Annotated in this window: 7 protein-coding genes and 1 riboswitch; all 7 genes read right to left on the bottom strand. The window is 49.8% G+C overall.

The genetic code is table 11. From position 1 onward, the window contains the following. Positions 1-41: 41 nt before the first annotated feature. Positions 42-515, bottom strand: coding sequence for an acetolactate synthase small subunit (gene ilvN / locus ACTQ1O_RS07370; RefSeq protein ID WP_441101345.1), 474 nt, complete (start codon positions 513-515; stop codon positions 42-44). Between the two features lie 14 nt (positions 516-529). Then, the gene (gene ilvB / locus ACTQ1O_RS07365; RefSeq protein ID WP_441486720.1) at positions 530-2,152 is read right to left on the bottom strand and encodes a biosynthetic-type acetolactate synthase large subunit; all 1,623 of its coding nucleotides are present in this window, start codon (positions 2,150-2,152) and stop codon (positions 530-532) included. Between the two features lie 521 nt (positions 2,153-2,673). Continuing rightward, positions 2,674-4,170 (bottom strand): S1C family serine protease, encoded by a 1,497-nt coding sequence (locus tag ACTQ1O_RS07360; protein ID WP_441486719.1) that lies wholly within the window; start codon positions 4,168-4,170, stop codon positions 2,674-2,676. 478 nt (positions 4,171-4,648) lie between these two features. After that, positions 4,649-5,998: an ABC transporter substrate-binding protein gene (locus ACTQ1O_RS07355; protein WP_441486718.1), complete on the bottom strand. Its 1,350-nt coding sequence runs from the start codon at positions 5,996-5,998 to the stop codon at positions 4,649-4,651. Continuing rightward, on the bottom strand, positions 5,995-9,732 hold the full coding sequence (locus ACTQ1O_RS07350; RefSeq protein WP_441486717.1) for an Ig-like domain-containing protein: 3,738 nt from the start codon (positions 9,730-9,732) through the stop codon (positions 5,995-5,997). Before ACTQ1O_RS07350 ends, ACTQ1O_RS07355 begins: the two co-directional genes overlap by 4 nt. A 200-nt stretch (positions 9,733-9,932) precedes the next feature. Then, positions 9,933-10,123, bottom strand: a riboswitch (cobalamin riboswitch). A 202-nt stretch (positions 10,124-10,325) separates the two neighbouring features. Further along, positions 10,326-11,804, bottom strand: coding sequence for a C40 family peptidase (locus tag ACTQ1O_RS07345; protein ID WP_441486716.1), 1,479 nt, complete (start codon positions 11,802-11,804; stop codon positions 10,326-10,328). Between the two features lie 429 nt (positions 11,805-12,233). Further along, positions 12,234-12,926 (bottom strand): LrgB family protein, encoded by a 693-nt coding sequence (locus tag ACTQ1O_RS07340; RefSeq protein WP_441101122.1) that lies wholly within the window; start codon positions 12,924-12,926, stop codon positions 12,234-12,236. Positions 12,927-12,933: the final 7 nt, after the last annotated feature.

The following is a 12,933-nucleotide window of genomic DNA, read 5'->3' as shown; positions in this document are numbered from 1 at the left end:
TAACGCCGGTCCGCTGAAGCTCAAGAATTCCTAAGTTCTGCTCAGCCCTTCGACATCGCAATAACGCCGGTCCGCTGAAGCTCAAGAATTCCAAAGCTTCTCACCAGTTCAATGAATTCATTGATGGTATCCGGCTCATCCGTAATCAGGATCACCATGTTTTTCGGCGCTACGTGACGAATCTTTGCTCCCATGACACTGCAGATCTCAATGAGAGAAGACCGGTTGGTCTGGGAATAGGAGACCTTGATCAGCATGGTCTCAAGCTCCACACACCTCGGCTCGTCCAGCCGGCGCACCTTGATGACATCCACCTTCTTGTTCAGGTGCTTCTCGATCTGGTCAATCGTTCTCTGATCTCCGGTAGACACAATTGTCATGCTGGAGACATCCTTTCTCTCCGTCTCACCTACGGCAAGACTATCTATATTATAGCCCCTTCTCGCGAACAGACCGGAAATTCCGGAGAGCACGCCGTCCTTATTCTCTACCAGTACGGAAAAAATACCTTTCATTTTTCGCGCCCTCCTTAATTTGTGTTGTTCGCGGAGTCAATCTCGCAGACCATAATGCACGCCCCCGGGCACGCCAGGAATCGGTCGAGCTCACTGTCCAGGGTCTCATTGGAATCCGCGTAAAAATAATCCATGTCGTAGGCTTCCGCAAGCTTGTCATAATGCGGATATTTATGCAGCTGCACTCCCGAGTAACGCTTATGGTACTTCTTCTCCTGGTGCTCGCGGACCAGACCCAGGTATGTGTTGCGCATCACCAGAATCTTCACCGGAATCTTATTCACGGCGATCGTCCCCAGCTCAAACATCGACATCTGAAAATCACCGTCACCGCATACGGCAACCACCTGCCGGGACGGGTCGACAAGCTTGGCACCGATCGCAGCCGGAATGGAATATCCCATTGTTCCCATTCCGCCGGTCGTCAGGAAACGGCCGTTCTTCATGATATAGTTGTCCGCCGACCAGAGCTGATTCTGGCCGACATCCGCGATATAAATCGCGTCGTCGTCCATTTTTTCCGACAGATGCTGCACCAGCGTCATCGGATTCACAAGAGCATCACTGAACTTCCGATGATCAACCGTGCTGTGCTTGATTTCCTCCAGCTGCTCCAGCCACGCACTCGTGTCTACATGAATGTCCGCGTCCAGAAGTGCCTGAAATACAAGCCGCGCATCCGCCACAAGCGGGATCGTCGGGCCAAGATTCTTGCCGATCTCGGCAGAATCGATATCGATGTGAATGATATTGACCTGTTTTTCCAGGTTTTCCGGCTTCGGAACCGCTCGGTCGGCGATTCTGGCCCCGACCACAATCAGAAGATCACTGTTCGAAACCGCGCGGTTCGCGTACGGCTTGCCGTTGTTGCCCAGCATACCGAAGTACAGCGGATGCGCCTTCGGAAGGACTCCCATTCCCATCATGGTATGCACAAGCGGAATCTGATTCTTCTCACAGAAAGCCCGCACCAGCTCCTCCCCGTTTCCGAGGATTACTCCGCCGCCTACACAGATCAGCGGTTTTTTCGCCTTATTGATGGCTGTCACCACCTTCGAGAGCTGCTGTGCGTTCACCTTCGTGTTCGGCTTGTACCCCCGGAGATTTACCTCCTCGGGATACACAAATTCCTTCTTTAAGGCAGCGCTCTGTACGTCACATGGAATATCAATCAGTACCGGACCCTTGCGCCCGCTGGACGCGATATAGAAAGCCTCCTTGAAGATACGCGGAATGTCGTCCGCATTCTTGACGAGGTAGCTGTATTTTACAAAAGATTCAGTGGCGCCTCTCATATCCGCCTCCTGGAACACATCCCTTCCCAGAAGGGAGCTGTTCACCTGGCCGGTGATCGCCACGATCGGAATGCTGTCCGCATACGCGGTGGCAAGCGCCGTGATCAGATTCGTCGCTCCGGGCCCGGAAGAGGTCACACAGACCGCTGTCTTCCTGGACACGCGGGCATAGCCGCTCGCCTCATGACCGGCCGCCTGCTCCTGACGCACCAGAATGTGCTCAATCGACGGCGCATCATAGAGCGCATCGTAAAAAGGCGCAATCGCGACTCCCGGAATTCCGAAAATCTTGGTAACGCCCTCCGCTTCCAGACACTTCACCATTGCCTCTGCACCATTCATTCTTCTTCCTCCAATCTTGTAAAAAACTAACCCATAGTGTCCGGAAGGCATCGTCTGCCTCCCGTTCATCCTATGCGCCATTGCATTTTTACTGCATAAGCTCTTCGAAAACGCAGACAGGATCGTCACGCGCGAAATCCGTAGCTTATGCATATTGTGGTGCCCGCCTGCGGGGCACGGAGCATCTCCGCACTCCGTGCCCCCATTTTAGCATTATTGACTCTGTTTGAAAACCATCGGTTAGCATTATTGGCTTTGTCTGAAAATCATCGGTTAGCATTATTAGCTTTGTCTGAAAATCATCAGACCGGCAAATCAGATGCGCGATTCCATTCGAAAAGCCGGACAAACCACAACGAGATAAAACACGCTGCGCGAGTTTTATCTCGTTATCGCGACGCTCGCCATACACGAATACTTCGCATTCGGCTGCGGCTCACTGTTCGCGTAAAAAAAGTTCCAGAGGCCCCTGCAGGCTTCTGGAACTTTTTTCTTTTTGGCTTCATGCCGCATCAAATGATTCAGCCCCCGAACGGAAATCCGAATCCATAACTGTACCCGCCGTTTCCGGAATTATCTGAGCTGTCAGAATCGGAACTGCTGCCGGAGTTGTCCATGCTTCCCGATCCGGAATCTCCGGTAAGAGCTTCCACATCGCTCTTGCTTCCCAGAGTAACCTTGACAGAACCCTCGGTATACTTTCCGTTATCCGATCTCTGATAGGTGATGGTCACGGTGTCGCCCGATTTATGATATCTAAGCTGCGTCGTCAGATCGTCTGTTGTGGAGACGGATGTTCCGTCAATCGCCGTTATGACATCCCCCTTCTGCAGTCCTGCCTCTGCCGCCGGGCTTCCGTCCGGAACACTCGTCAGACAGATGCCCTCCGGCATGCTGTATACCTGAGCGTACTGTTCGGTTACATCCGCCGTGGAAACGCCGAGATATCCTCTCTTATCATCACTGTAAGTCGTCTTTGTGGTTTCATTCATGAGCTTTTCAAGGATCGACTCCGCCTTTGCCGTCGGGATTGCGTATCCCATGTTGTCGACGGAAGCTTCCCCGCTCGAGGAAGAACTCTTCGCCTCATTGATACCGATCAGCTCACCCTTCATATTCAGAAGAGCACCGCCGGAGTTGCCCGCGTTGATCGCGGCATCGGTCTGAATCAGACCGGTTGACTGCGTCGTCGTGCTTCCATCCGAGAAGCTGAGATCACGGTTCAGAGCGCTCACATATCCGGAGGTGACAGACTGTCCGTATCCGAGAGCGTTACCGATGGCGACAACCTGATCTCCAAGCTGTACATCATCGGAATCCCCGATGGTGATCGCCTTGATCTGGCCGAGTGTATCATCGCTCAGATCGCTCTTTTTGACTGCTACCAGTGCGAGATCATTGTCCGAATCCGTGCCCTTGATCTGGCCTTCCACAACAGAATCATCGGAGAATCCTACAGAAATCGTCGTCGCGCCGTCGATGACGTGGTTATTGGTAGCAATCAGAACCTCATCATCCGTAATTCCGACGATAACTCCTGTTCCTGCGCCTTCCACCTCATACTGCTGGGATCCGCCGAAGAAACTCTGCATCTGTTCTACCGACATGGTAGAAATCGTAACCATGGACGGCATTGCCTTTGCCGCCACCTCCGAGACAGTCAGATCGCCACTTGAAGAGGAGGATGACGATGTGCTGTTCTCGCCGGAATCCGAAGCCTTAGTCAGTGTAGCGGTCTGTGTCGCGGCAGACGATGACGTTGAAGAAGTGGTTGTATTCAATGCCGAGGCTCCGGCATTTACACCATAGGTTACGGTTCCCGCGATCAGTCCGAAGACAAGTGCGCTGGCGATTACCGTGCCCCATCTGTGCCCGCTCCCGTTCTTTTTTGCCGCCCTTGCCAGCCTGCGGCGTTCCCTCCGGTTCAGCTTCTTATTCTCGTTCCCATTCTGCTGAAAATCATTCTGTCCATTGCTATTGTTGTTATTGTCATAATAACCGTTATTGAATTCACTCATAATATTCACCCTTTCACCATTCTCCGCCGCCTGGTCCGCAGAGCTTTTGAATTCCTGCCTGATTTCTTCGTTTCGATATTCATAGGATTCGATATTCATTCGATTCGATGTCCATTCGATTCGATGTCCATTCGATTCGATATTCAGCCGCTTCGTATCAAACCCTGCGACGTTGAAATTTCCCTTTGTTCTGTATATCTTCCTTACGATTTATATAGTATCGAAACTCTGTGATCTAATTTTGTGAATTCTGTGTCTCATTTTTGATGAGATTGTGATGAAAGTGTGATGCTTGCAATATGTGCATTTTCTGTCCCGGACCGCAACGCACCGATCCGGTCCCGGCAGCTTTTCCGGTTCAGGTTCAACTGATAATAAACGTATAGTACGAGGCCGGATCATTCACGTTCACCGGACCGTGCTATACCGGATCATTCACGTTCACCAGACCGTGCTGCGCCGGATCGTTCGGGATTGACTATGAGGCTACCCTGGAGAGGAAGGTCATCTTCGACTCATCGCCTCCTGTCAGCATCAGATGGACATCGGTGATAAACTGCCCGACGGTATCCGTGGCCTGATACATGGATTTTCCCACCTGCCATACATTTCCATCCCTGACAGCCTTGAAATCGGCAAAGGTATTGCTCTTGTCGATCAGGTCCTGCACCGATCCAAGTCCGTTTTCGATGGCTCCGTTGTAAATCAGATAATCCGCCTGGTTGGCCTTATTGTAAAACTCTTCCATGGAAAGGCTGACCGATACACTGGAGTCCTCCCCGGTGTCGAGATCCGCAAAAATGTAGTCACCGCCGCCTTCCTTTATCATGTTGGCGATATAATCATTGCCGGAACGAACAGTCACTGTGCCATCTGTTCCCACTGAAAAGAAAGCCACCGTTTTTCCTGTGTTCTTCTCTCCCTCCAGATCCGAAATAACCTTCGTCTGCTCCGCAAAATGAGCAAACGCTTCATCCTCTTTATTTACCATTGCTCCGTAAAGCTTGATCCATTCTGTGCGGCCAAGCGCTTCGGATTCATAACTCGATCGGTCGATAAACACCGGAATACCGATGTTCTCAATCATCTCCTGCACTTCCGGGTTATGCAGAATCATCGTCGATTCAATGGCAAGATCGCAGTTTTTCTCTACCATAGTTTCATAATCCGGCTCATTGTATTTTCCCGCAAAAATAATGGATCCGTCTTCCATAGCCTTTCGGGCCGCGTCAATCGTCCAGTCATCCGCCTTGATCCCGCACATAGTAATAACATTCAGACTGTCCAGCGCGCAGAACAGAGACATGGCAGAAGTTGCCGCCAGATATATATTCTGCGGCTGTCCGATTACTGTAATGTCATCAGACAGTCCCTTCGGTGCTTCCTTTCCGTCAGGCACCAGAAGATAATCTCCGCTCTTCGGAACAGAAATCAACTTATAGCCGCCCTCATAGTAATATACGTTAAAACAGGTCGCATACTGAAGCGCCATGGTGCCGGTGTACGTCAGTCCGTCTATCTTCGGAGCGCTGTCCGGATCGCTTACCGTCTGCAGTGTGGTTTCTGCCTCTGCCGCTTTTGCAGAAGTGGATTCCGACGAAGATATCCCGGTATCCTCTGAGGAAGAAACTGCAGAAACCGTTTCTCCCCCGGATACGGACACCGTGCTTCCTGAATCTTCCATTGTTTCCGATGCCGGGCTGTTCTGTGTCGATCCGGAGCCCACAGAAACGGTGTCACCAGAAGAAACGCCACATCCGGACAGCAGTATTGCCGCTGACAGAAGCAGTGGAATCCCTTGTTTCAGAAATATGTTCTTGTTCTTCATTTTTCTGTACTCTTCTCCGCTTTCAGCGCTTCAACAGCCTCTTTTTTCTCCTGCTCTGAAGCCTTGTCCACTGCTTTCTTATATAATTCTTCCGCCTGATCCTGCGCATCAAAAATAATCCCGTATACCTTGTACCATTCTGCCTTTGCAAGATCATTCTTCTCATCTGCGCTTCTGTCCACAAACATGGCCATGTCCATCTGAACCGCCTGAGAGGCGAGCTTTTCAAAGGATTTCATATCCTCATCCGCGTTCTTTTCTTCCTTCGGGAGGATCTTCGAGGACTCTATCGCGAAATTCGTTTCCTGCTTAATCAGTGTTTTCAGATCCCATTTATCATAGGTGCCCGCCTGATAGATCTTTCCATCCTCACCGTCTTCTTTTTCCAGCGCAGAACGGACGGATCCATCTTCGATATCGTTATCTTCCACACCCAGGGCTTTAATATCCTCTGTTTTGCCAAGCTCTGACAGTATTTTCAACGCCTCCGGAGACGTGACAAAGGTCTTGTCCGCAGGCTGACGGATGATGATTACATCCTTCTCCAATCCGGCAGGAATTTCCTGGCTCTCAGGAACAACAAGATACTTTACAATAGGATTGGTGTAAAGCTTCTCCTCTTTCTCTTCCGGACTCGCCGCAGAAGAGGTGGAACTTACGGATTCTTCCACGTTATCTGTCTCTGCATCGACAGATTTCTCTGGGGAATCTGTCGATTTTGTCTTCCCGCTCTCCGAAGTGCTCTCATCTGTCTGTTCTGCCTCGTCAGAGGTATCAGTTCTTGCGGTGTCCGCAATCAGATTTACCTCAATCAGATGGATGTCGTTCTCATAGTTAAAGATTTTCAGTTTATCGGAATAAGTAATTTCCGTCTCCCCGATACTCTTAATTCCGGTTATCTCAGGTGCCTTCTCATCCAGTGCTTTTGTGGAATCCTTAACAGAAGTTCCGGTCTCGCTGCTGCCGGATTCCCCGATATACAGGGTATAATCAATCCAATGCTCCGCCGACATGGCTGATGTCAGAGCACTGATTGCTGTATTTCCATTCAGATTCACCGGTATGGTAAATGTGTTGGAGCCGTTATAGGTTCTTCCTCCCACACGGACCGCCGTGTAGTTGGACGTGCCGCCGTTTGCTCTGGAGAAGGTAATCGTCGCATATGCCTGTCCGTTTACGATTTCCACCTTACTGCAGGAGATAACTGCCCTTCCGGAACCGCCGGAATAGGAGAACCGGTATTTACCCACTGCATTTCCGCCGCTGGTTGCACCCTTTGTACTTTCTGTTTTGTCTGCCTTACTGTCAGATATAGTTTTCTTTCCATTACCTGAGCTGCCCTGACCGCCGCCCTGTACGCTGCTTCCTCCCTGCTGCTTTCCCGCTCCATCCGGTACAGGCTTATAGGGATCCGACTGCCAGTCCATAGCCTCACAGGAAATAGTCATATTCGACTGATCCAGCGTAATCGTCCGCGCATACCATGCGTTCCTGTTTTTGGAAAGCGCTGCCAGAGAAAACGTTCCGTCTTTTTCCGTCACTGGAATCACAAACTCGTATTTTCCGCTCTGATTCACAGAATAACCGATTCTGGCTGCGCTGTCCGATTTTGCCGCATCCGCCTGAGATCCCCGGAACAACTGTGTATAGGACGTTCCGTTCAGCGCAATTCTGAGCTTCCGATTATTCTCCGTTCCTTCCAGTGAGGCAGAAACGATCTTAAACATTGCAGGGGTCTTTTTAATTGTCAGCACTCCTGTCCGGAAGCCGCTTTCCTGCGTTTTTTTCTTCAATGAAAGGATGACCGTATCTTCCGAAGTGTCCGCCGCTGTGTAGGAAACACTGGCAGATTCATACCCGTCCGCGGACGCGGAAATGGTGTAAGCAGTTCCCACAGTCAGAGAATATTTTCCCTCCTTCGCAGGGAATGTCTGGCTTCCTTCCGCAACGGTAACATCCGCGGGAATGGCGTTACCATTCTCATCCTTTACGGAAACAGAAAGGTTCATCTTTTTTTCCTCGGCGCGGAAGGTAATATCCGGAAAGGTTTTCCATATAACTTTCCCGGTCATACCGGTATTTCTGCCGGAAAATGTCATGGGCGTATTCAGCTTTACCGGAATCCAGGCCGCACTTACAGTTGAACCATTAATCACCTCCTGGCTTGTCGGAATTGTCCTGACCTTGTCATTCAGGAGAGCAGCAAGTTTTTCATCCACTTTCTCCGGATTTTTTGTATTTTGCTCATAACCTGCCGCCGCGCCGATATACACATGAGAATAATTCTTGCTGGTAAAGTAAATATGAACCTTTGCCGTCCCATCCTTGACGACAATCTGATCACAGTAAACTTTTATTCCATTCGCCGATGTGGATATTGGTTCATCATTTCCCGGATAATCTCCGTCCGGCAGCGTTGTGGTATTATCATATTCCGGCTGTGCTGTATTTTCCAGATTAACTGTAAAGCTATAAGAAAACCATTTTCCCATCGAAGGGTTATAAGCGGAAAATGTCATTTCCGAATTCAGCGCAACCGGAACTGTTACCTGTCCTCCGCTGAATTTATAGAATCCTGCCGAAGTATTCTCCGTCTCCGCGTCCGCTTTTCCCGATGCAGTTCCGTCATAGTAGGTAGTAAATCCGGAAGTTGCGGTCAGTATCACATACGCCTTTCCGCTATTCACCAGAATCTTATCGCAGGAAAGTATTTGCTTTCCCTTGCAGTTCGTCGGCATTTTCTGGTCTGCAGGCTGATACGTCCCATCTGCAAGCGCTGTACTGTTATTATAGGAAGCCCGTACATAACTGCTTTCTCCATCTGAAGTGGCCTTTTCCGATGCAGCCATCATAAAACTTCTTAACGCCAGAACCTTCGGTTCTTCCTTCAGAAGCGCCTCCGCTCCTTCTGTAGAAAAACCAGAGATCACAGAGGCGGAATCATCCTGTTTCTGCACATTGTCTGAATCCTCTGTATCATTTCCGGCGTCATCTGCCGTTTTCTGTGTTTCCTCTGCTTTCCCCGATGCAGATCCCTGTTTTCCGCCATCTGCCGCAGAAGAATTCTCTTTGGCAGCCTGCACCGTTACAAGCAGAGATGCACTGCGCCCGCCGTCTGTGGTCGTTACAGTAATCTTTGCAGTACCTTCTCTGCCTGCAGTCAGTTTTCCGTCTGCATCTACTTTTACTACGGATTCGTCCTCAGATTTCCATGTGACCGTATGATCGGCTGCATCCGCTGGCGTGATCTCAGCGGTCAGCTGATCCTGTTCAGCATCTCCTGCTACCAGAAGAAGCGCATCTTTTCCCTCTATATTTTTAGCTATCTTATTCCGGCTGTCCTTAATTGCAACAGCAGTCACGGAAATTCTACCTGTATTCTGGCCGGAGTCCTCCGTACTTTCAGCTACTTCTGTAGTCTTTTCCTCAGCCTGCGCATCAGTTCCTGTTGCCGCGCTGTCTGCAGCAGCCGTGTCAGGACTTCCTGCTGACGAAGCAGGAACCTTTGCTGCAGAAGAAGATGTATCTGTCACAGAATTCTCCACTGTCTGTGCATTTTCAAACTGCTTCTGTACGGCCGCAGAAACACTCTGTTCCTCTGGTTCCTCTGCAGTCTGCTCTGCCTGCGCCTGTACCGGATGGCTTTCCTCGCCCCATGCAGGCACAGCCCCGGACAGAGCCATCCCTGCAGAAAGCAGCACTGCCAGATATTGTTTTCCATTTCTTTTCTTCATAAAGAACCTTCCCCCTTAGATGCAGTTTAACTGACTTCTAAATATTTAACAGATCATTTCAAAACTTGCACCCGACCGTTTTTTGCCTCAAAAAAGCATGCACCGGAAAAGCGCATGCCAAAAAGAAATATTCTGAAAACGAACGCTCTGTTCGTCCGGAAAATTTCTCTGAGGATTCTGCTTTCCCTGGAAGCACAATCGGGTTCTATGGATTATCAGCAGGTTTCCTGGCTTGCAGTTCAGACACTTCCCGCGCCTTCTCGCATTCCCTTATGCAATGCAATGACATTCAGCGGTTAGCTCGCTGCTTACAGTGACCGGATCGCTCAGGTTTTCCACCTGATTTCCTATTGTCCGTCAAACTGACGGCACTGATAATCATCTGCCTGTTTTCTTATTATAGCGGATTACTGATAAATTACAACCGGTAAAAAAGTCTATGCCGCAAATATATAAATCAGTATCCGATATAAATGATACATCCGACGCAGAACAGCCAGACAGGATCAAATACCTGTCTGGCTGTTAATAAATACTCCACTCGAAATAGACATCTCTATGGATCTTCATGCTCCAGAGAGTACGATGCGTGATTAATAGATGAACCGGCGAATAGTGACAATCGGCTCAAATGCCGGATTGCTCTGAGTGATAATGCCGAGAGACTCATCCGCCGCATGAACGATCATGTTATTTCCGATATAGATTGAGGTATGACTTCCGTAGTTGATAACGTCGCCGGGCTGCATCTCACTGTATGATACAGCAATGCCCTCATTCGCCTGTGTATAGGTCGTGCGGCTCAGTGAAATACCGAAGTGTGCGTATACCTGCTGAACAAATCCAGAGCAGTCACATCCGTTTGTCAGTGAAGTTCCACCCCATACATAAGGATTGCCCACGAACTGAAGCGCATAGTTCACGACATCCTGACCGCTTACTCCACCCACCGTCGAAGCCGAGGAGGAGGTCCCGGACGAAACAGACGATGAAGCAGAAGAACCACTGTCATAGGAGGTACTGCTGTCTGCAGTACTTGTGTCTGTCGTAGTTGTAGTTGAAGTACCCGTGTCTGCAGCACCTGCATCTGCAGAAGAGCTGTCTGTTCCCGCAGAAGTAGTCGCGGATGATCCGCTGGTCGCCGCGGATGTGTCTGCTGTCTGAGAAGCCGCCTGCTGTGCTGCTGCCTGCTGTGCCGCAGCCTGTTTCTCCGCTGCCTCCTGCTCTGCTGCCTGCTTCGCCGCTGCTTCTGCCGCTGCCTTCTGCTGTGCTTCCTGCTCAGCCTTCGCATTCTGTGCTGCTTCTTTCTGAGACTGCAGCTCGGAAATCTGAGCATTCTGTTCCTGGATCAGGGAATAATACTCATCCGCCTTGCTCTGAGCATCCGAAAGCAGGGAATCCAGATCCTCTCCCTTTGCTTCCGCGTCCGCCTTCAGAGACTCCAGGTTCTCCCTAGCGCCTTCCAGCTCCTGTTTGGAAGCTTCCAGAGAAGATTTCTGAGAAGTTTCCTGTGCCTTCAGCGTCTTAACCTTTGATACAGTCTCGGTATATGCTTCGAGTTCCTCTCTGTCATAATCATAAAGAGACTTTGTGTTATCTACATTATCAAGCCCCTCGGAAAGGCTGAGACTTCCGATCATGACGCTTGCCCAACCGCTGTCTCCGCCCTCCTCATAGAGGTACTGTATCCGCTTCTTCATGGCCTGATACTGTGTGTCCTGATCCTTCTCTGCCTCCTCAAGATCAGCCGTTGTCTGCTCCAGCTCTTTCGTCTTCTGCTCGATCTGATCATCCAGAGAAGAGATAGACGCCATCGTGATCACAAGCTCCTGATCATATCCATCGATCTGTGAAAGGATCTGCTGCTTGTCGGATTCCATACTGGAGATAGAATTCTGGATGTCTGTAAGATTCTGATTCGTCTCTGCCTGCTGATTCTGCAGATCACTGATTGCATTGTCCGCATTCTGAATCTGAGTGTCGAAATCATCCGCACTTACAGGCAACGGCTGTGCGCTAAGCATGGCAGCTGCAATTCCAATTGTAAGTAAACGCTTAAATCTGACCTTCAAAAATATAACCTCCCTGCGCTTAAAACTTCAGGCGCATTTTTGTAATCTTCTTGTTACACTTTCTGTAATCTTTTACAATACTATCACAGGGCACCCAAAAATGCAACGGCGTGATGGGAATTTTTTACATTTTTGTTACAAAGTATTGTCCTGTCTTATGCTTAACCCAAAATCCATTCTTCACCCGCGCCTGACAGAATGACGAAAGCCCCGGCGATTTGCCGGGGCTTGTAATCAACTATACCTTCCTGTAAAAAGAATTTTCTGTACTTCCAGGTGCCGCTTGTCCCTCTGCGTCTCTTTATGGGTGCGTTCTGTGAGGTCTTTTCTGATATCTGTATTTTCTGATTTACATTAAAAGCATTCCGAAGCGGAGCAACAAGTATGCCTGATGATCCTGATGATGTGCGATTATATGTTCCTGCGTGGTCATCCCAGCATCGCAAAGAAGCTTGCAAGTATGACAGTCATCAGTCCGGATACAACGATGGCAAGGGAACTCATGGCTCCTTCGATCTCTCCCATCTGCATAGCTTTTGCGGTGCCGATGGCATGAGCAGAGGTTCCGCACATCAGCCCTCTTGCGATCGGGCTCTTGATGCAGAGGAGTTTACTCATTCCGACAGCAATTACATTTCCGATAATTCCGGTGACAATAATGACCGCAACAGAAATCGTTACGACGCCGCCCAGTTCCTCAGATACTCCCATTCCAATCGCCGTGGTGATGGACTTCGGAAGAAGGGTGACATAGTCCGCGTGTGAGAGCCGGAACAGCTTGCTCATGATCAGTACCGATCCCATGGAGGTAAGGCAGCCTGCGAGGACGCCGATCAGGATCGCCCGGAAGTTCTTTTTTAACAGAGCCATCTGCTTGTACAGCGGAATTGCCAGGCAGACGGTCGCAGGTGTGAGCAGGTAGCTCAGATATTTTGCGCTGTCGTTGTAGCTTTTGTAATCTACCTTGCAGGCGAGCAGAATCACGATTGTCAGAGCGATCGAGATCAGCAGCGGATTCATGATATCGAGCTTTGTCTTGTCATGGAGCCAGACGCCGAATCCGTAGGTGACCAGGCTGATGACAAAACCGATAGTAGCAGAACACAGCATTACGTTATTCATGATCTTT

It is taken from the genome of Bilifractor sp. LCP21S3_A7 (assembly GCF_052118825.1).
GTDB lineage: Bacteria > Bacillota > Clostridia > Lachnospirales > Lachnospiraceae > Bilifractor.
Note: the sequence above shows the minus strand (reverse complement) of the source record. Positions and strands in the feature narration are given on the sequence as shown.